We start from the raw sequence: 20106 nt of genomic DNA, 5'->3' as shown, positions 1-20106 counted from the left end.
GAGAGCTGACCATGTGCCAAGTCGCCGATCTCCAGCAGGCCGTCCTCGTCAAGAACGACGAGCGAGCAGCGGACCTGCGGGCCGAACTGGCCCTCCGCGGCACCACGGTGATCAACCTGCTGTCCAGCCCCGGCAGCGGCAAGACCGCGCTGCTGGAGGCCGAGCTCGCGCACGCCCGGACCGCGGGCGTCCCGGTCGCCGCCCTCACCGCGGACCTGGCGACCGAGAACGACGCCGTACGGCTGGCCCGGTCGGGCGCGCCGGTCAAACAGGTGCACACCGACGGTCTGTGCCACCTGGAGGCGGACATGCTCCGCGCACACCTGGACGGCTGGCTGCCCGACGGCACCCGGCTGCTGTTCGTCGAGAACGTCGGCAACCTGGTCTGCCCGGCCTCCTACGACCTGGGCGAGTCCCTGCGGGTGGTGCTCGCCTCCGTCACCGAGGGCGAGGACAAGCCGCTGAAGTACCCGACCGCGTTCGGACTCGCCCAACTCGTCGTGGTGACCAAGAGCGACCTCGCCGAGGCCGCCGGCTTCCAGGAGAACGCCTTCCTCACCAACGTCCAGCAGGTCAACCCGGGCGTGGAGGTGCTGTTCACGTCCGCCCGGCGCGGACAGGGCGTCGGCGAACTGGCCGCACGGGCGCTGGCGGTCGCCGAGGGCGGCACCGTCCACCGGCCGGTCATGGCCCGTACCGGCACCGCGCACAGCCACCACGCCCCGGCCGTGACGCACCCGTGACAGGACACCCCGGCACGGCACCCGTCGCACCCGGCCTCCAGCGCCGCCGGGTCACGGTGCGCGGAGCCGTGCAGGGCGTCGGGTTCCGGCCGTTCGTCTACGTCCTCGCCGGCGAACTGGGCCTGGCCGGGCATGTCGCCAACACCGCCGACGGGGTGGTCGCGGAGGTGGAGGGCAGCGGTACGGCGCTCGCCGACTTCTGCGACCGGGTGGCCCGCGACGCGCCGCCCCTCGCCGTCGTGGAGTCCGTCTCCCACGAGGCGGTCGCCGCGGTGGGCGAGACCGGGTTCGCCATCACCGCCTCCCGGCCCGGCAGCACGGCGCGCACACTGGTGGCACCCGACACCGCGACCTGCGACCGGTGCCTGTCCGAACTGGAGGACCCGGCCGACCGGCGCCACCGCCACCCGTTCATCAGCTGCACCCACTGCGGACCCCGCTTCACCATCGTCACGGGCCTGCCCTACGACCGGCCCCAGACCACGATGGCCGGCTTCCCCATGTGCCCGCGCTGCCGCGACGAGTACCGCGACCCCGCCGACCGGCGCTTCCACGCCCAGCCCATCGCCTGCCACGACTGCGGCCCCCGGCTCCGCCTCGTCACCCCGGACACCGGCACGGCACCCGGCGGCGACGCCGACCCGATGGCCGAGGCCCGCCGACTGCTCGCCGACGGCGCCGTGGTGGCCGTCAAGGGACTGGGCGGCTACCACCTGGCCTGCGACGCGGGCAACTCCGACAGCGTGCGAACGCTCAGGCGGCGCAAGGGGCGCGGGGACAAGCCGTTCGCGCTGATGGTGGCGGACCTGGCCCACGCCGAAGCCCTCGTCCACGCCGACGCCGCCGCCCGCAAGCTGCTCACCGGCGGCCGCCGCCCCATCGTGCTGCTGCGCCGCAGACAGGGCACCGAGCGGGACATCGCCGCCGACGTCGCCCCCGGCAGCGCCGATCTCGGTGTGATGCTGCCCTACACCCCGGTGCACCACCTGCTGTTCGGGCTGCCCGGCGACCCGCCGGGGCCGCGCGCCCTGGTCATGACCAGCGGCAACCTCGCGGGCGAGCCCGTCATCACCGACGACGGCGAGGCGCTGCGCCGCCTCGCGGGACTCGCCGACGCCTGGCTGACGCACGACCGGCCCATCCACGTCCCCTGCGACGACTCGGTCGTACGGGTGCTCGACGGCCGGGAACTGCCGGTGCGCCGTGCCCGCGGCTACGCACCGCTGCCCGTGCGGCTGCCCCTGCCGGTTCCGCCCGCCCTCGCCGTCGGCGGGGACCTCAAGAACGCCTTCTGCCTCGGCGAGGGCCGTCGCGCCTGGCTGTCGGCGCATGTGGGCGACATGGACGACCTGGCGACGCTGACGGCCTTCGAGGGCGCCGAGCGGCAACTGGAGGAGATCACCGGAGTCCGGCCCACACTGCTGGCCGCCGACCGCCATCCCGGCTACCGCTCGCGGAGCTGGGCCCGACAGGCCACCGCCGGACGCCCGTTGATCACCGTGCAGCACCACCACGCCCACATCGCCGCCGCACTGGCCGAGAACGGCCACGACGGCGGGAGCCCGGTCATCGGCGTCGCCTTCGACGGCACGGGGTACGGCGACGACGGCGCCGTATGGGGCGGTGAGGTCCTGCTCGCCGACTACGACGGGTACCGGCGCTTCGCCCACCTGCGCTACGTACCGCTGCCGGGCGGTGACGCCGCCGTCCGGCGCCCTTACCGCATGGCCCTGTCCCATCTGCGGGCGGCGGGACTTGCCTGGGCGGACGACCTGCCGTGTACGGCCGCCTGCCCGCCCGCCGAACTCAAGACGCTCGCCGTGCAGTTGGAGCGCGACCTGTGCTGCGTACCCACCTCCAGCATGGGCCGGCTCTTCGACGCGGTCTCCTCGCTGACCGGGATCTGCCACCACGCGCGCTACGAGGCGCAGGCAGCCATGGAGCTGGAAGCGGCGGCCGTCCGCGCCGGTGACACCACCGGCGCCTACGCCTTCGGTCTGGCCGAAGGACCCGGCGACCCGCTCACCGCCGACCCCGGGCCCGTCCTGGCCGCCGCCGTCGCCGACCTGCGGCGCGGCACACCGGTCGAACTGATCGCGGCCCGCTTCCACAGGGCGGTCACCGATCTCGTACGACGCCTGTGCGCGGCGGCCCGGGAACGGCACGGACCCGACACGGTGGCCCTCAGCGGCGGCGTGTTCGCCAACGCCCTGCTCGGCACGGCGTGCGCGGACGCACTGCGCGCGGACGGCTTCACCGTCCTGAGCCACCGGCTGGTGCCGCCCAACGACGGAGGGCTCGCCCTCGGCCAGCTCATGGTCGCCTCGCGCGCGGCGGCCACCCGCGGCAAACAGGGCCCGCTCCCGCGGCCCGCCCACGACCGCACCCACCCCGAGGAGGACTGAATGTGCCTGGCGGTACCCGGAAGAGTGCTGCACATCGAGGAACGTGACGGCACCCGTATGGCCACCGTCGACTTCGGCGGCGTGGCCAAGGAGGTGTGCTGCGAGTACCTGCCGGACCTGCGGGTCGGCGAGTACGCGATCGTCCACGTCGGCTTCGCGCTGCAACGGCTGGACGAGGAGTCGGCACGGCAGACCCTGGCCCTCTTCGAGGAGATCGGGCTGCTGGAGGAGGAGTTCGGGGACCCCTGGGAGGCGGCCGCCCGGGACAGCGGCGCACCCCGCCCGGCCGGCGCCGGAGCGCCCGCGGCGACGGCCGACGCGACACGGAAGGCGGAACGATGAAGTACATCGACGAGTTCCAGGACCCGGACCTCGCGCGCAGACTGCTCGACGACATCCACGCGAACGTCACCCGGCCCTGGGCCCTGATGGAGGTCTGCGGCGGCCAGACCCACTCGATCATCCGGCACGGCATCGACCAGCTCCTGCCCGATACCGTCGAGCTGATCCACGGCCCCGGCTGCCCGGTCTGCGTCACGCCGCTGGACGTCATCGACAAAGCCCTGGAGATCGCCTCCCGGCCCGGCGTGATCTTCTGCAGCTTCGGCGACATGCTGCGCGTGCCCGGATCGGGCCGCGACCTGTTCCAGGTGCGCGGCGCGGGCGGCGACGTACGCGTCGTCTACTCGCCGCTGGACGCGCTGCGCCTGGCCCAGGAACACCCGGACCGCGAGGTGGTGTTCTTCGGCATCGGCTTCGAGACCACCGCGCCGCCCAACGCGATGGCCGTCCACCAGGCACGCAGACTCGGCGTCCGCAACTTCAGCATGCTCGTCTCCCATGTTCGGGTCCCCCCGGCCATCGAGGCGATCATGGAGTCGGACACCTGCCGGGTGCAGGCGTTCCTGGCCGCCGGCCATGTGTGCAGCGTCATGGGCACCGACGAGTATCCGGCGCTGGCCGAGCGCTACCGGGTACCGATCGTGGTGACCGGCTTCGAGCCCCTGGACATCCTGGAGGGCGTGCGCCGCGCGGTGCGGCAGCTGGAGCGGGGCGAGCACACCGTGGACAACGCGTACCGCCGTGCCGTACCGGCCGAGGGCAACCCGGCGGCCAAGGCCATGCTCGCCGACGTCTTCGACGTCACCGACCGGGCCTGGCGCGGCATCGGGGTCATTCCCGGCAGCGGCTGGCGGCTGTCCGAGCGCTACCGCGACCTGGACGCCGAGCACCGCTTCGCGGTCACCCACATCGACACCCGCGAACCGGCGCAGTGCCGCAGCGGCGAGGTCCTCCAGGGCCTCATCAAACCCAAGGAGTGCGCCGCCTTCGGCACGGTGTGCACCCCGCGCACACCGCTCGGCGCGACCATGGTCTCCAGCGAGGGCGCCTGCGCCGCCTACTACCTCTACCGCCGGCTCGACGGCGACGGCACACGGGGCGCCGACCGGACGAGCGAGGCGCCCGCAGCCCTGGAAGGAACCTCCGTTGTCTGACCCGACCGGCACCACCGGCCTCACGGCACCCCGCCCGGCAGCCGTGCCCGCGCCCGACTTCTCCGGCTGGAGCTGCCCGGCACCACTGCGCGACCAGCCCTGCGTCGTACTGGGGCACGGCGGGGGCGGGGCGATGTCCGCCGAACTGGTCGAGCACGTCTTCGCCCCGGCCTTCGGCGGTCCGGCCCTGGCCGCGCTCGGCGACTCGGCGACCGTCACCCTCGGCGGAGCGCGGCTGGCGTTCTCCACCGACACCTTCGTGGTGCGGCCCCTTTTCTTCCCCGGCGGCTCCATCGGCGACCTCGCGGTCAACGGCACGGTGAACGACCTGGCCATGAGCGGGGCCCGCCCTGCCTACCTCTCCTGCGGGTTCATCCTGGAAGAGGGCGTCGAGATGGCGCTGGTGGCGGGCGTCGCCGAGGCGATGGGCCGGGCCGCCCGCGCCGCCGGGGTGGAGATCGCCACCGGGGACACCAAGGTCGTCGAGGCGGGACACGGGGACGGCGTCTACGTCAACACCGCCGGGATCGGCGTCGTACCGGACGGCGTCGACATCCGCCCGCAGCGGGCGCTCCCGGGCGACGTCGTCATCGTCAGCGGCCCGATCGGCCTGCACGGCACGGCGGTGCTGAGCGTCCGCGAGGGACTCGAGTTCGGCGTCGAGGTGGAGAGCGACTGCGCCGCGCTCGGCGGCCTGGTCGAGACGATGCTCGCCGTCACCCCCGACCTGCACGTGCTCCGCGATCCGACGCGCGGCGGACTGGCCGCGGCACTCAACGAGATCGCCGCGGCGGCCTCCGTGGGGGTCGCCGTCCAGGAACGGGCAGTTCCGGTGCCCGCCGCCGTGGCGAGTGCCTGCGCCATGCTGGGCCTGGACCCCATGTACGTCGCCAACGAGGGCAAGCTCGTCGCCTTCGTCCCCCGCGAGCACGCGGATGCCGTACTGGCCGCGATGCGCGGCCACCCCCTCGGTGCCGAGGCAGCCGTCATCGGCGACTGCGTCGCCGAACACCCCGGAATGGTGGTCGCCCGCACCGGCCTGGGCGGCACCCGCGTGGTCGACCTGCCGATGGGCGAGCAGTTGCCACGCATCTGCTGAGCCCCACCCGCCACAGGCTCTCCGGCCGCCCGACCGGAGAGCCCGGCGGCCGCGTCCGCGAGGGTGTGCCACCTGCCGCATGGTCCCCGGGACCCGAAACCGCACCCCGCTGAAGGCAGACATTGCCTGCCGGGTTGCTTCCCCTCGCGGAATCTCTGCCGCGTCAGGCGAGCAACAGAGCCGCGTACCAGGGGAGTTCACCGGCGGGAGCCGACGGGTCGAGGGCGAGGCGCAGGGCGAGCGCGGTGCCCGACGCGCCGTCGAGGAAGCCGGGCCGGTGCACGGGGGTCGGGCTGCCGGGGTCGGCGGCGGGCCAGAGGAAGGGGTGGTCCGGATCGGCGGCCCGCATCAAGGCGTCGGTCAACTCACCGATCCTTCCGGTCAGTTCCCCACCGCCGGGTTCGCGGGACATGAGGGTGGCGACGGTGGCCAGTCCCGCCAGGCCGTGGCAGAGCGTGGTGTCGCCGTGGGCACGCGCTCCGCCCCGCCGGTCGCAGGCGGTGATGACGGCGGCCACCGCCTGCCGGTTCCATTCGGGCTCCGCCAGCGCGAGGGAGGCCAGTTGGAGGGCGCGGGCGACGCCAGGACTTCCGTAGCACCACCCGGCGCGGACCTCGTCCAGGTCCGGGCGGCCCCCGGCGGCCGCCGCCAGCTCGGCGTCGAGCGGCACGATGTTCGGCCAGCCCGTGCCGTCCGTGCTGCGCCGGGCGAGCAGCCAGTCGGCGGTGTCGCGGATGGCCCGCTCCTGGCCGGGAACCCGTACGCCCGCGCGGTACGCCAGGGACAGCAGGGCGAGTGGCCCGGGGATGCCGTGCGCGAGACCGGCGTTGAAGTGGCCCCCGGGAACGCCGTCCGGTTCGCTGAACAGGATCGGGTCGGCGGTCCACCAGCCGGGCAGGCTCTGCCCGCCGGGTCCGGTGACCGGGCGCGTGAGCGCGACGAGGTGTGCGAGCACCAGTTCCGTGGTGGCGCGGTGCGCGGACCCGGCGGCGAGCAGCAGCCTCCCCAGTCCGGAGAGCCCGGCTATCACGTCGTAGCCGGCCATGCGGGCGCCCGCCGTCCCGGCCGCGATCCGGGGCGCGTCCTCGTCGATCAGTTTCCGGGCGAGCACCGCGACCTGTTCGTCGAGCTGGGCGAGCAGGCCCGCGTACTCGCCCGGCCTGGTGACGGCGGTCCGGGCGGCGAACGCGACCGCGGGCAGCCCCGAGTAGAGCCCTTCGCGCGGGGGCCTGCGCACTCCGGTGACCGCCGCCGACAGATGGGCGTGCGCCGTCCGTGCGTACGCGGGCGAGCCGTGGGCCAGTGCCGCGAAGAGCAGCCCGACCCCGGCATGTCCGTCCGCGAGGGACTGCGGATGCCACAGCGCGCGTGTCCTGGCCAGGTCGGCGTGCTCGGATGCCGTCACCCGCGCGGCGAGTGCCACCGGATCGGACAGCCGCTGTGCGAGGAGCGCGACGGATGCGTCACTCATGAACGGGCCCTTTCCCTGTCGAGCTGTGCCTGGACGGCGCCGCGGGCCACGGCGAGTGCCTGGGCCTCGGCCGTGCGGTCGGTGCCGAGCCGCCGGTTGCAGTGCATGTGGACCAGGGAGGCGAGCACCGCGTCGGCGGCGACGCTCAGGGTGCCCCGCTCCTCCTCCTCGCGCACGAGACGCCCGAACCGCCGCGGCGCCGCCCGGTACTGTGCGCCCACCGCGTCCGGGCCGCCGTCGCGGGTGATCCGCGCGAGCGCGGCCCCGCGTCGCGCGGCGAACGCCTTGTGGTGCTGTTCGCGCTTGGCATACGTGGCGGTGAGCCATTGCCGCCAGTCCCCGCCGTAACCGTGGTGGAAGGCCCGGACGAGTTCCGCGACGTCGTGCGCCGCCGACAGGATCCGGTCGTCCTCCGGGGCCGCGAGCCGCTCCAGCACCAGCAGGCTGTCCGCGTGGAACACCTCCTCGGCCGCCTCCAGGAGTGCCGCGCCGCCGTAGCGTTCCGTCTCGGGGGAGTAGCCGTCGATCCGCAGACCTCGGGCGAGCCCGGCGCGGGCCAGTTCCCCGGCCAGGTCGTGCAGTTGGGGCAGCAGTACGCCGTTGAGCAGGGCCGGTTCGCCGTGCAGCCGCAGGCGCAGGTGGGGGTGCGGATCGGCGTACCGGATGAAGAACCAGCGGTCGACGCCCCCGGGCCCGCCCGACCCACCCGGCCCGTCTGGCGGGGAGGGCGGGGACGGCAGCGCGGTGAGAAAACGCCGGAGGGGGCCGGTCAGCAGTTCGTCCTGGCGCTCGGCGGAGGAGTAGAGCGTGGCGTAGAGCCAGGGGCCGCCGGGCGGGATCTCACCGGTGCCCTGGCGCACGGTCGCGGTGGTGGCGCGGGCGACAGTCGCTGCCCGGGAAGGCCGGCGTACCGCCCCGGCCACCGGCTGACGCGCCGTCAGTGTCACCACGGCCTCGACATCATGGGCTCCGCCGGGCCCGTGCAGCCAGCCGCCGCCCACATCCTGCCCCGTGACCGGCTCGTGGACCACGGCGACGCCCGCACGCTCACACTCGCGCCGCAGGATCTCCTGGTGCGCGGGGACGGTGAGGTTGAGAGGAATGCGGTGATCGCCGAGGCTGAGCTGGACGTGGTCCGGTACGCCCCACAGCGCGCGCCAGTCGTCGAGCGCCGGACTCGTGGCATCGAGGCACCAGCGAGCCGGACTCAGAAGGGTCCGGCCGGTGCGTACGGCGGGCAGGAACGGCAGGTCGTCGGCGGCACCCCAGTCCCACAGGCGCCACTGCCTGCGACCGAACGCGGCGGCCTCGACGAGGAAGCGCACCGTGTTGGGCGCGGTCAGCTCGCGGTTGAGCACATGGAGCGCCGCGGGCGTCAGCTCGCGGCCGAGCCCGGCCGAGGCGATCCGGAAGCCCTCGGAGTCCGCGGACACGAGGATGTCGTCGAGCGTCAGGTCCGTGACGCCGGGCGCGGCCGGTCCGGGGTGGGCCCCGACGACGAGCCGGCCGTCCAGCCAGGTCGGCACCTGCGCCACGTTGGCGTGCCGATGGTGCGCCGCCTGGTGGTGGATCTGCACGGGCAGCCGTCCGGCGCCCTCGCGGGCGGCCCGCACCGTCCGGCGCATCGCCTCGGCCTGTCCCGGTGGCAAGAGATGGGCGAACCGGCCCATGAGCCCCCCGGAAGCGGTCGCCGCGCCGTTCAGGAACAGGGTGAAATCGCCCCGGTCCACGGCGTCCGCGGACTCCGCCGCGATCTGCACGACGAGTTCCAGCGCCGGCGGTACCGGGGCATCGGCGGTGGCGGCGGTGTCTCGGTCGGCGTCCTCGAACCTGCTCAGCCACGCCTCGTCGAGGACCACCTCGCGCACTCCGCGTGCCTGCGCCTCGGCGGCGAGCCCGAGGAGCAGGCGCTGCCGTACCGCGCCGACCGGCAGGGGGCCGGGGACGGGACGGTGGCTCGGCGGCAGCCGGTATCCGGCCGGGGCACCGAGACCGACGTCCGGATCGAGGACTTCCTTGACGGGCACGAAGCACCCCAGTCCGTAACGCTCCACGAACTCCTCGTGGTACGGGGTGAGCCGCCCCGGCCCCGGGGGCGAGAGCCGCCACAGCGCGGCGGCGGCGCGCTCCAGCTCGCGCGCCACCTCCCGCGAGAGCACGACGGTCCCTTCGAGCCGCAGGTCGACCTGGACGCAGTGGGTGGACTCCGACGCTGCCGGAGTCGCGGCGGCGCTCCCGGCAGGAACGGCCATGGCCGCACCAAGTGCCGTACGCCAGGCGGGCATTCCCGACCCGAGAGAGGTTCCCCCGTAGGCGGCGAGGGCCGAGCGCACTGCGGCGACGTGCCCGGCGGCGGACGAACCGGCAGGGAGCCGGCGCTCGACGTGGCCCAGCGGGTCGGTGGCGTCCAGCGGCGGACGCAGCTCCGTCAACAGCACTCCGGCAGCCACGAGTTGGGCGATGAGGCCGCTCACGGCACCGTCGGGCGCCCCGGGGAAGCCCGCTTCGACGTGCCGGACGAGCTCTGCGTACGGGAGCGGGCGGGCGGCCGCCTCCACCGCGGAGCGTACGACCGGCGTGTACTTCAGGGTCCGTGACTTCGGGCGCCCGTCGTCCACCGGGCCGCCCGAGGACACGGCGCGGCCGGGACGGGGACCGGCGGGGGCGAACGGCAGCACCAGGCGCTCGCCCCGTACGAAGCACAGCCCGTTCGCCACGACGCTCAGATGCGGGAGCACCGCGGGATCCTGCTCCCATGCGGCGACCCGGCGCAGGAGCCAACTCGCGTCGGGTCGGGCCTCCTTGTGCCCCTCACCGGTCAGCTCGCCCTTGGTCGTGGCGCCGAAGGAGCCCCACAAGACGCCCGCCATGAGGCCGAACGGCGTGGGACGGGACGCGGCCCTGAGACGGTACCGGGTCACGGCCCGCAGCGCCTTGCGCAGATCGGAGACCGGCACCGGACGCCCCGAGAACACGGCGTCGGTGGTGCGGGCGAGCGAGGGGCTGGAAACCTCGACCGCCTCCCTGAACCGCTCGTCGGCGAGCAGTCCGGTCAGGCGGGCGCGGAGCGTCTCAGGGTCCCGCCTGTCGTCCTCGGCGCCCCACCAGGTCGCGCGGACCTCGTCCCGCGCGAGCAGCGGCGCCCGCAGGAGCATTCCGTCCGCGCAGTGGAACAGCGGTTCCGTGCCCAGGCCACCCCGCATGCTGCCACGCCCCCATTACTGACTGCATAGTGAAACTGACCGGCGGCTTATCCGCCGATCGAATCATCAAATAGCTGAGGAATGCGTCAACAGTAACCTCGAAGTCGTGATCCCGTAACCCCTTGACTGCGTCAGCCGTCTGCATCTAGATTCCGCAGCGTCCGCCAAAAGGCGGCACATCTGACAGGCAGGGAGGAATCATTGTGCCCGAGAACCTGACCCAGGACCTCTTCGACATCGACCTCACCGAGACGGCCATCCAGGACACCGCGCCCGAGTCCGGCGGTATCGCTCTCTCCGGCGGCGAGACCTGCTTCCGCACCTGTACGACCTGCGCCGTCTGCTGACGCAGACAGCTTGAAGGGCCGGTCACGGCGGTCTCACACACGGCCGGGCCGGCCCCACGGCGCTTCTGGAGGGGGCATTTCCCGGAAGCCGCGGGATCCGGCTGAAAAGGTCTTTGGAATTCATCTTCGGCAGCGTCGCGTATAAAAATTCCCACGCCGCCTTCGCGTGCCGCGCAATCCCGTCCGCGTGTCGGAATTTCTGTACCCTCCAGCAGAGGGTACGGCTCGAAAGGCGACCGCGGCGCGAGTAGCCGGGGCAGTGCCGCGTGCAGCCCATTTACCCCTTCGGCCCCGCGGAATGCCCGTCCGGGCATTTGACTCCGGCCACAACGCCTCGCGCGTTCACGCGACGCAGGACTCCGGCCGCCCGGTGCGTGTCACCCGGGACGGTGGCGAGGCGCGGATCGTCGGCGGACATCGACATCGGGCGGTTTCCCGCCAGGGCGCTCCGTCGCCGTCACCCCGGTCGTGCTTCCCGGGTCCGGCAGGACGAGGGGCCCGCGCCGCTCCTGCGCCAAGTCGTCCGAGACGGGGCGCTGTTCGCGTGTCGTCAGCCGCCCGCCCCGGTCAGGTCGGGCAGGGCGTCCGGCCGGGCTGCCCTCGCCAGCCGGGAGATCTCGGCCGCGACCGCGGCCGGGTCCGCCGGTACGGTGACGTGGGCGACGCCCTCCAGGCTCGGATGGGCCCCGACCCGGACCGCCCGCTCCGCGTTCCGCAGGAGGTCGAGGTCGTTGATGTCGTTGCCGAACGCCACATAGGTGCTGATCCCCAGCGCGGTCAGAGCGTCCCACTTCGTCGTCGAGGCGGGTGCGAGATCCACGATCGCCTCGTCGAGATGATGGTTGACCGTCAGTCCGAGCTCGCGCCCGGCCTCGGCGCAGGCGGCGAGGTCCGAAGCCCCGACGACGAGGAGCTTCACCACCTCGGGCAGTTCGGCCAGATCCACCCTGCGCGCGAGCCCGCCCTGATCCACGCGGCTCGTGATCGGGTGGTCCTCGGGCCCCGTGTACGCGTAGTCCCACGGGCCGTCGGCGAGGTAACGGGCGTCGTACCGGGCGACCGCTTCCAGGAACGCGCCCAGGACCACGGAGTCGAACGCGGCCCTCGCCCGCACCCGCCCGCCGACCGACACCAGGCTCCCGTTGCCGCCGATCAGCACCGCGGACGGAAAGGCCCCGTCGAGGACGGGCAGCAGGTCCCGGACGGGCCGGGCGGAAGCGAAGACCAGGGAATGACCCGCGCGCTCGCAGTCCGCGAGCGCCGCGAGGATCCGGTGGTCGACGGTCCGCCCGTCGAAGCAGAGGGTGCCGTCGATGTCGAAGACCAGGGAGCGGCCCGAGAAGTCGATCACCACCGGATCGTATACGCCGGTCTCGACTCCCACGTGCCAGGACAGCGTCGCGTGAGTCATCTCATATGCCAAGCTGTTGCCCGTAAGCACCTGGCACATGCGGCAACAGGAAGTGAGCGACGGTGGGATTCGACGAGAACGAGCGCGCGGCGGGCCTCGTGCGCGCGCAGGAGAAGGCGACCGCGCTGTTCGCCGAGACCGAGCGCCGCGGCCTGGTCGCACCCGGGCGCGGCGAGCGCGAGGTCAGCGACGCGATCCGCGACCTGGCGAACGACATGTTCGGCACCACCAAGCACTGGCACAAGCGCATCATCCGCTCCGGCCCCAACACCCTGCTGCCCTACCGGGACAACCCGCCGGACCGCGTCATCGGAGCGGACGACATCGCCTTCGCCGACTTCGGCCCGATCTTCGAGGAGTACGAGGCCGACTTCGGCCGCACCTACGTCTTCGGCGACGATCCCGACAAGCACCGCCTCCTCGCCGACCTCCCACGCATCTTCGACGCCGGCCGGGCCGCCTTCCAGGCGGACGAGCACATCACGGGCGCGCAGCTGCACGCGGAGGGCGAGCGGCTGGCCGGTGACGCGGGCTGGGAGATCGGCATCTGGCACAGCGGCCACCTGGTCGGCGAGTTCCCGCACGAGACGAACGACGGCGCGAAGACGGAGTCGTACATCACCCCCGACAACACCGGCCCGCTCCGCCGCACCGACCGCTCCGGACGGCACTGCCACTGGATCCTCGAACTGCACCTCGTCGACCGGGACAAGGGCTTCGGCGGCTTCTACGAGCAGCTCCTGGACCTGGCGTGACCTGGCATGACCTGGCATGACCGATGAAGCCCTCGGCTTCGCACTGTTCGCCCTCGTCGTCACCGTCGCTCCCGGGCCCGAGCTGATGCCGGTCCTGCACAACGCACCGCGGGACGGCCGCCGGGCCGGGGCCGCGACCACCGTCGGCGCCGCCGCGGGCTCGCTCGCTTGGGTCGCCGCCTGACCGGACCGCCCGGCCGCGCGGTGCCGCCGACCGGCCCGCTGTGGCAGGTGCTGGCGGCCCGGCGCTCGGTACGCTCCTTCACCGATCGCCCCCTGACCGCCACCGCCCTCTCCGAACTGCTCGCCACCGCTCTGTCCGCCGAACGCGACCGATGGCCCGGCCGCCGTCCGGACGACCCGACGGTGCTCGTGCTGGCCCACCGCGTGGCCGGACTGGCCGCCGAGTGGTAGGAGGTGGCCGACGACGACAGCACCACCCTCGTGCCCGGCGGCCCGGAACTGCCCGGTCTGCCAGGCCATCAGCCCCGCCAACCACCATCTGTCGGTGTACCAGGGCAAGGGCCTGGAGCTTGGACCACATCTCGGCGAAGATGTCGGCGGCCATGGAGACGATCGAACGGCGCGCACCTGGACACCCGGCCCGACCACACCGGCGCCGCCCCCTTCGCCCACCTGTCGTTCACCGTACGGGAGGCGGACGGAACCCAGCTCCACGCCGCCCTGACCGACCTGCTGTCCACCCTGAGCGCGCACTGCTCCCGATCGGCGAGGCCCAACTGCTGGCCACGGCAGACCAGTTGCCTACCGCTGCCCGAGCAGCTCTGTCGGAACTGGCCGCGAGACACTCCTCGCCCAGGCCCGCACCCGGATGCGCGCCGTCGCAGCGCTACCGCGGCACGGGCAGCGGGGGACCACACATCGTCCGGCCGCCGTCACGGCCATCCTGGACCCGCGGAAGGGGGCGGAAAGGGAGACCTGATGCCGATGGACGCACCGGACGACACGTTCGTCCGGCGCGCCGCGCCGACGCGGATCGTGCGCCGGAGGGCCGGGTCAGCGGGCGAGGCGGGGAAAGAGCGCCTCGGCGTTGCCGCGGTCGACGGCCGCCGCCTGGCCGGGGGCGAAGTCCGGGTAGGTCTCCAGGAACTGGTTGTAGTAGGTACCGGTCTCCTGCGGGGCGAAGGGCCAGTCGCTGCCGTAGAGGATGTGGCCGGGCTCGGCGAAGGCGAGCAGGGCCGGCAGGGCGGAGGGGCTGGCGGACAGCGCGGTGTCGAAGTAGAACCGCTTGAGGTCACGCAGGATGTCGTCGGCCTTGCGCTCCCGGTCCACGACGGTGGAGGTCAGACCGGAGAAGCGGTAGGCGGCGTACGGCAGGAATCCGCCGCCGTGGGACAGGATGACGCGCACGTCGCGGTAGCGGTCCATGACGCCGTTGAGCACCATGTCCAGGGCGGTGCGGGTGGTGTCGAAGACGTAGTCCGCGAGCGGGGCAGGGGTGCCGGGCAGCAGCGTCATCGGGGGCTGTGCGGGGTGGACGAAGACGTTCGCGGCACGGCGGTCCAGCTCGGCCCACAGCGGCTCGAAGCCGGCGTCGCCGAGGTACTTGCCATGGGCGTTGGACATGAGCACCACGCCGTCGGCGCCCAGGACGTCGAGCGCGTGGACGGCCTCCGCGACGGCCGCGTCCACGTCGGGCAGCGGGAGGCTCGCGAAGTGACCGAAGCGGCCGGGGTGGTCCTTGACGACCTCGGCACCGTACTCGTTGACGGCGCGGGCCAGGTCGCGGGCCGCCGCGTCGTCGCCGAGGTGGACGCCGGGCGAGGTGACGGACATGACGCCGGTGGCGATGCCCTGCTGGTCCAGCATCGCGATCGCGCTCCGCGGGCTCCAGTCCGGGATGGGCCAGCCGCCGGAGTCCAGCCCGCGCGCGGCCAGGGTCTCGGCCCAGACCGGCGGGACGATGTGGTGGTGGACGTCGATGCGTGCGGGGAAGTCCATGATTCAAAGCCTCCTAAAGCTTAGCTTGCTAATTACTACCTTCAGTAAGCTAACAGTCATGCGAGAGACCAGCAAACGAGTGGAAGACGACGTCCAGGACCCGGCCTGCGACGAGGCGGGCGTGCGGGAGCTGGCGCAGGCCGCTGACCGGCTGTTCTACGCGATGCGCCGCTCTCGGGCAGCCACCGTGGGCCGCTCCGGGGCCGGGCTGTCCATGGCACAGCTCACCCTGCTGGAACCCCTCTCCGCGGACACCCGGGGCGACGGACTGCCGGTCGGCAAGCTCGCCGCCACCGCCGAGGTCAGCGTTCCCACCGCCACCCGCATGCTCAAGCAGCTCGAAGCGGCGGGCGCGGTCACACGGCAGCGCGCTCCGCACGACGAACGCCAGGTCCTCGTCCGGCTCACCGACGACGGCGCCGACCGGCTCGCGGCGATGCGGACGGAACTGCGGGCACGCCAGTCCGAGGCACTGTCACATTTCACCCCCCGGGAACGCCGCGAACTCGCCGCACAGCTCCAGCGCCTCGCCGCCGTCATCGGCGACACCGTCCCCCAGCCCGGCGACGGCGAGACCACACGGCCGTGACACACCGGCGCCACCCAGCCGCCAACGCTGCGCTCAATGCCGGTGCAGCCCTGACGGGGCCGGGACCGACGGGGAGGTCGAGGGTGTCGTAGCCGAGTCCGAGGCCACGTCGCCGTACGCGGCCCCGCCGCTCAGCGCACCCGGAAGACCGGTCCGCGCGGGGTGAACGGCAGTCCCGCGCCCTCCGGGATCAGATAGGCGTGCTCACGGCGGACCCGCAGCACATCGCACCAGCCGTCGGTGATCACCAGGACAGGCGCAGCCGGCGGGAAGTCGTCGGCCCGCTGCAACAGATCGATGCCGGGTTGCAGGACCGTGCCGCCGCGGCCCCTGACCCGCACCCGCCCGGCGATCTCCGTCGGCGCCAGGTACCCGGCGTCGTAGGCGGCGGCGTCGCAGAACACCACGCGGGCGGCCGGCACGTCGCGGGCCTCGGCATAGGAGGCGATCGCGCCCAGTGCCTTGGCGAGCAGCGGACCGGACATCGAACCGGAGGTGTCCAGGACGACGCCGAAAGTGCAGCGGGCGACCTCCTCGGGCGGGTAGCAGCGGCCCGCGCGCGGGATGTCAGGCGTCGAGGCCTGCCGCCGGGCCGGCCGGGCGTAGCTGCGCACCGGCTCGGGACGGGGCACGAACTCATCGAACCAACGGGCCAGTCGGGCATCCCACGGGACGGGCGGGTGAGCGAGCGCGCGGATCTCCTGAACCAGTCCGGCAGGCAGCAGACCGCGCTGCCGGTCGGTGTGCAACTGGTGGCCCTGGACGAGGGCGCGCCGGTAGAACTCGTCGAGGTCGACCGGGGCGGCGACCCGGCCGGGCAGTGGTTCGCCCAGGATGTCGCCGACACCCTTGCCGCGCAGGGTCGCAAGACGTCGGCCGCGCCGCAGCCCGGTGGCGAGCCGGTCGTACACCTCCTCGGCCGACAGCCCCTTCAACTCGGCGTCGTAGAGCAGTCCTTCGGGCATCGCGCCGACGCCCATCTCGACCAGCCAGCCGTTGATGACGTAGTCGGCGGCGACGTTGAAGAGATAGTGGTCGCGGGCGCCGCGGCGCCCCCCGTGGCGCAAGGCCGCGTGCAGCATCTCGTGGGCGAGGACGAAGCGCCACTCCTCGTCCGTGAACCGCTTGAGCGGGTTGATGTAGATTTCGCCGGCGGTGGCGTCCACGGCGGCCACGGAGATGCCGTGCACGCGGGCGAGTTCGGCGTCGGCGACGACGGTCAGTCCGGCCGCGAGGCCACCGAGCAGCGGGTAGGAGGAGACGAACCAGTTGAGAGCGCGGTCCCAAGGGCACTGTGCGACGCGCTCACCGGTGAGCCGGTCCCGGCGGCCGCCCGCGACGTCCATCGCGGCGGAGACCGTACGCGTCAGGGCGTACGCGAAGGCGAGTTGCCGGTCGGGCAGGGCGGTGCCCCAGTGCGGCCACTGGACCAGCAACTGGTCGGGTTCGCCGTCCGCGGTGCCGCCCCGCTCGCAGGCGGCCGGGACACCGGTCTTGCGCCAGCGGGCGGCGAGCTGCTCCTCGTCGCCGTCAGGGTAGCTCTCGGGGAGGTGGTCGGGGGCGGCGCCGACGGGAAAGGTGGCGAGGAAGCGGTTGACGACGGTGCAGCGGGCGGCGAGGTCGAAGCGGTCGGGCTGTTCGCGGTGTTCCTTGGCGGCGGGGAGGTGGCCGAATCCGAGGTGGAGGAGGCCATGGGCGAGCGCCCAGGCCCACTCGCCGGGTTCGGCCCGCCGGGTGGGATGGATGTGCAACCGCCCGTTGGAGTCCGCCCGGACGAGGCCCTGGCCAGGGGCGTCGGCGTTGCCTTTGGTACGCACGAAATCGGCGTCGACGGCTGCGAGAGCGGGGTTGCGGCGCACCAGTTCGGCACCGGCGGCGAAGGCCTCGGCGGCCGGGTCGCGGCGGTCCGCGCCCTGCTTGCGGGACCGGCTCAACGCCGTGCCTCGACCAGGCGCGGCATGTCGCGGGCGGCCTCCACCAGGAACCAGGCGGGCAGCACCGGATTGCCGTCGGCGTCCTCGGCGATGACGGTCTGGGCCACCTCGACGGAGATCTCGGCGAGCTGCACGAGCAGCGACTTGGCACGATAGGAGGTCTCACGCACGGCGGGCGAGGCGTGCTCGCGCCGGGCCGGGAGCTCCTTGACGAGCCGTCCCCGGAACGCCTCGGCGAGATAGTAGAGCAGGTCGCGGTCCTCGATGCGGCGCGGCCAGGAGGCGTCGCCCTTGAGGATCGCCTCGATGCCATAGGTGTGCCGCACGATCTTGGCGTACCCGCAGAAGGAGACGGCATGGGCGGGAGTCAGTGTCCCGTGCGCCACGACCTTCAGCGTCTCCTCGTCCAGCGCCGGTCCGAAGGAATGCAGCGTGTCGGAGAGCATGTGCCAGGAGCGGGGCGTCGAGAACGGCTCCTCGGTCTTGGGCGGCTGCGACCACAGGTGGTCGGGCCGGTCGGTGAGGTAGTCCACCACCCACGGGTGGATGCCGTTCTCGCCAGCCCACACCAGCCAGTCGGTGGCGGAGGCACGCAGATGGACGTGGGTGAGGCGGTTGACGAGCGCGGAGGCGATGGGGCGGGCCAGCGCGTTGTCGGTGGCACGGTTGCCGGCGCCGATCACGATCGAACCCACCGGGAGCTCGTAGGTGCCGATCCGGCGGTCGAGGATGAGCGAGTAGAACGCCTTCTGCACATCCGGGGTCGCGGCATTGAGCTCGTCCAGGAAGAGGCAGTACGGCTCGTCGCGGGCGATTGCCTCCGGCGGGCAGAACACGGAGCGGCCGTCGCGGATCTGCGGCACGCCAATCAGGTCCTCGGGCGCGAGCTGAGTACCCAGCAGGCTCACGCACTCCAGGCCCAGGGAATCGGCGAACTTCCTCACCAGAGAGGACTTCCCGATGCCGGGAGCGCCCCAGAGGAAGACCGGGCGGACTGTGGCGAGACCCAGGAGAAGATCCGGAATCTGGGCAGGGGTGACGGTCACTGCGGCCTGCAAGCGGTGGGCTCCTTCGGCGATATGTCCTGCCCGCTCAGTGTATGGGGGCTGGTTGGGGAGGCCGCACCTGGTTTTCCGGTGCCCTGCCGACGCGCCACCTTCGTGAGCAGCGCCGCCGGCAACAACCGGAGGACAGAGAACTGCCTCAAGTACCGCCCATGCCACCAGTGCTGGCGTTGCCGAACCCCTGTCGGCCGACTTCGCCCCGAAGCCCGCTGTCAGCGCTACCACCTATGTTCAGTGGATGACACGGACACATCTTCCTGCGTTCGAGCGTGAGTGGTCTCGGTTTGCGTCGTGGCTCCGTTCGAACTCGCCCGCCGATCACGCCATGCTGCGCGGGCCGGCGGAGCGCGAGCGGCTCGCAGAGCTGGAGTCACGGCTCGGCTTCGACCTGCACCCGGAGCTCAACACACTGCTGCAGCAGCACGATGGAGCCGCTGAGCCGGTCACCGGCCCTGGCTCCCGCAGAAGTCTTCCCGCGGGTGCATTCCTTCCGTCGGGGCACCGCCTCAGCAGCGTGGACGACATCCTGATGATGTACGACGTGCTCGTGGAGGTCGGCAGGGACAACATCGATGCCGACCTGTGGGCGGACGACGCACTGGCCGTGAATCTGCATCGCTGCGTGCCCTTCGCGCTCCCCAACGACGGCGGTGTCGCCTTCATCGACCACCGCCCCGGCCCCTCGTACGGCCACGTGTACGAGATGGGCATCGGGTCCGGAGACCTGGACGGAACCCTATGGGCGACCGGCCTGACACAGCTCTTTCGAACCTTGGCCGACGCTCTGGAATCCGGCGGCCCGTTCCTCTGCTACTGGCCCACACTCTACGAAGCCGAACCAGGCCACCATTGCCTGGAGTGGCACATCCGAACCTGACACGGTCGGCCAGGCGCCCTCTCCCCGCGGTCGGTGCGGGGGCCCTTCCGAGCCGGGCGCCGCGCGATGAGAGTGATGAACGCTCTGTTCAAGTGACCTCTGTGCCTCTTTCGCCCATTGACCGCCGTGGCACGACGGGCCACCGCGCTCGGGCAGCCAGCCGGTCGAGCCGGTCGAGCGGCACGGGCAGACTCCGCTGCTCGCACTTCACCGGTCCCCACTCCACTTGACAGAAGGTGAGATCGAGGAAAATACTAACGGCGTTAGATAATCTAACGCCGTTAGGGGTTTAGATGGGCAAGCGGGAAGAGGTCCGTCGGCGGACGTTCGCCGAGATCCTGGACACCGCCGGCCGCATGGCGGAGGCCGAGGGCTGGCAGGCGGTGACGATCCGACGGATTGCCGCCGAAATCGGCTATAGCGCGCCGGTGATCTACCAGCACTTCCCGAGCAAGGAGGCCGTGCTGCGAACCCTGCTGGAGCGGGCCAACGCCGACCTGCTGGAGCGGATGCAGACCGCGGTGGCAGACGGGCCGGCGTCGCAGGGTCCGTATTCGGCGGCAGCCGCGTATCTGGAGTTCGCTCGCTCGCAGCCTGGTCCGTATCAGCTCGTGTCGGGCGGGGCCGGCACAGGCATCGACGCTTCCACCCGCCGCGCGGCGGCTGCCGAAGTGCTCGCCTTCACCAGGCGCATCGTCCGCGCGTGGGCGGCCGAGACCAGAGCCGGGCCGGTCGACCTCGATGACGCCT

18 protein-coding genes are annotated in these 20106 nt (G+C 72.7%); 12 read left to right on the top strand and 6 right to left on the bottom strand.

The genetic code is table 11. The features are described 5' to 3' along the window. Positions 1-11: 11 nt before the first annotated feature. Genes hypB through hypE form a run of 5 tightly spaced genes read left to right on the top strand, consistent with a single transcriptional unit; the run spans position 12 to position 5743 of the window. Positions 12-743, top strand: coding sequence for a hydrogenase nickel incorporation protein HypB (gene hypB, locus A8713_RS00080; protein WP_064530792.1), 732 nt, complete (start codon positions 12-14; stop codon positions 741-743). Beyond that, on the top strand, positions 740-3148 hold the full coding sequence (hypF, locus tag A8713_RS00075; protein ID WP_079158772.1) for a carbamoyltransferase HypF: 2409 nt from the start codon (positions 740-742) through the stop codon (positions 3146-3148). The genes hypB and hypF overlap by 4 nt, the downstream gene beginning before the upstream one ends. Beyond that, positions 3149-3490 carry a HypC/HybG/HupF family hydrogenase formation chaperone gene (locus tag A8713_RS00070; protein WP_064530790.1) on the top strand — a complete coding sequence of 114 codons (342 nt, stop codon included), beginning with the start codon at positions 3149-3151 and terminating at the stop codon, positions 3488-3490. It begins immediately after the preceding gene. Next, positions 3487-4644, top strand: a complete 1158-nt coding sequence (gene hypD, locus A8713_RS00065; RefSeq protein WP_064530789.1) for a hydrogenase formation protein HypD — start codon at positions 3487-3489, stop codon at positions 4642-4644. Before A8713_RS00070 ends, hypD begins: the two co-directional genes overlap by 4 nt. Beyond that, the gene (hypE, locus tag A8713_RS00060; RefSeq protein ID WP_064530788.1) at positions 4637-5743 is read left to right on the top strand and encodes a hydrogenase expression/formation protein HypE; all 1107 of its coding nucleotides are present in this window, start codon (positions 4637-4639) and stop codon (positions 5741-5743) included. The genes hypD and hypE overlap by 8 nt, the downstream gene beginning before the upstream one ends. A gap of 163 nt (positions 5744-5906) precedes the next feature. Here the strand turns inward: hypE and A8713_RS00055 are convergent, their stop codons facing one another. Continuing rightward, a complete protein-coding gene (locus A8713_RS00055) occupies positions 5907-7214 on the bottom strand; it encodes a lanthionine synthetase C family protein (protein WP_064530787.1) in 1308 nt (435 codons plus the stop codon). Beyond that, positions 7211-10417, bottom strand: a complete 3207-nt coding sequence (locus A8713_RS00050; RefSeq protein WP_079158771.1) for a lantibiotic dehydratase — start codon at positions 10415-10417, stop codon at positions 7211-7213. Before A8713_RS00050 ends, A8713_RS00055 begins: the two co-directional genes overlap by 4 nt. Before the next feature lie 203 nt (positions 10418-10620). Between A8713_RS00050 and A8713_RS33425 the strand changes: the two genes are divergently transcribed. After that, on the top strand, positions 10621-10764 hold the full coding sequence (locus A8713_RS33425; RefSeq protein WP_018567822.1) for a hypothetical protein: 144 nt from the start codon (positions 10621-10623) through the stop codon (positions 10762-10764). A 550-nt stretch (positions 10765-11314) separates the two neighbouring features. On the opposite strand, the gene A8713_RS00045 is transcribed toward A8713_RS33425, so the two are convergent. After that, positions 11315-12115 (bottom strand): HAD hydrolase family protein, encoded by an 801-nt coding sequence (locus tag A8713_RS00045; protein WP_237305265.1) that lies wholly within the window; start codon positions 12113-12115, stop codon positions 11315-11317. Positions 12116-12237: 122 nt separating this feature from the next. Between A8713_RS00045 and A8713_RS00040 the strand changes: the two genes are divergently transcribed. From A8713_RS00040 to A8713_RS00035, 3 genes are read left to right on the top strand one after another with little or no spacing between them, the layout of a single operon-like run. Then, positions 12238-12930: a M24 family metallopeptidase gene (locus A8713_RS00040; RefSeq protein WP_064530785.1), complete on the top strand. Its 693-nt coding sequence runs from the start codon at positions 12238-12240 to the stop codon at positions 12928-12930. A 16-nt stretch (positions 12931-12946) separates the two neighbouring features. After that, positions 12947-13114, top strand: a complete 168-nt coding sequence (locus tag A8713_RS31730) for a hypothetical protein (protein ID WP_216826760.1) — start codon at positions 12947-12949, stop codon at positions 13112-13114. Further along, positions 13099-13344, top strand: a complete 246-nt coding sequence (locus A8713_RS00035; RefSeq protein WP_159393050.1) for a hypothetical protein — start codon at positions 13099-13101, stop codon at positions 13342-13344. The genes A8713_RS31730 and A8713_RS00035 overlap by 16 nt, the downstream gene beginning before the upstream one ends. A gap of 603 nt (positions 13345-13947) precedes the next feature. Here A8713_RS00035 and A8713_RS00030 read toward each other — a convergent pair. Beyond that, positions 13948-14892: an amidohydrolase family protein gene (locus A8713_RS00030; RefSeq protein WP_064530783.1), complete on the bottom strand. Its 945-nt coding sequence runs from the start codon at positions 14890-14892 to the stop codon at positions 13948-13950. A gap of 58 nt (positions 14893-14950) precedes the next feature. On the opposite strand from A8713_RS00030, the gene A8713_RS00025 reads away from it, so the two are divergent. Beyond that, positions 14951-15481: a MarR family winged helix-turn-helix transcriptional regulator gene (locus A8713_RS00025; protein ID WP_064530782.1), complete on the top strand. Its 531-nt coding sequence runs from the start codon at positions 14951-14953 to the stop codon at positions 15479-15481. Between the two features lie 131 nt (positions 15482-15612). Here the strand turns inward: A8713_RS00025 and A8713_RS00020 are convergent, their stop codons facing one another. Beyond that, the gene (locus A8713_RS00020; RefSeq protein WP_064530781.1) at positions 15613-17415 is read right to left on the bottom strand and encodes a vWA domain-containing protein; all 1803 of its coding nucleotides are present in this window, start codon (positions 17413-17415) and stop codon (positions 15613-15615) included. Beyond that, positions 17412-18473, bottom strand: a complete 1062-nt coding sequence (locus A8713_RS00015; RefSeq protein WP_064530780.1) for an ATP-binding protein — start codon at positions 18471-18473, stop codon at positions 17412-17414. The genes A8713_RS00020 and A8713_RS00015 overlap by 4 nt, the downstream gene beginning before the upstream one ends. A 244-nt stretch (positions 18474-18717) precedes the next feature. Here A8713_RS00015 and A8713_RS00010 point away from each other — a divergent pair, with 244 nt between their 5' ends. Both A8713_RS00010 and A8713_RS00005 read left to right on the top strand, forming a co-directional pair. Beyond that, positions 18718-19356, top strand: a complete 639-nt coding sequence (locus A8713_RS00010; RefSeq protein WP_064530779.1) for an SMI1/KNR4 family protein — start codon at positions 18718-18720, stop codon at positions 19354-19356. Positions 19357-19649: 293 nt separating this feature from the next. Next, positions 19650-20106, top strand: a 457-nt coding sequence (locus A8713_RS00005) for a TetR/AcrR family transcriptional regulator (protein ID WP_065311757.1), incomplete at its 3' end; no start/stop codon positions are given.

This window comes from Streptomyces sp. SAT1 (assembly GCF_001654495.1).
Classification (GTDB): Bacteria; Actinomycetota; Actinomycetes; order Streptomycetales; family Streptomycetaceae; genus Streptomyces; species Streptomyces andamanensis.
The sequence above is the reverse complement of the archived record's forward strand: the minus strand, read 5'-3'. Positions and strand labels throughout refer to the sequence as shown.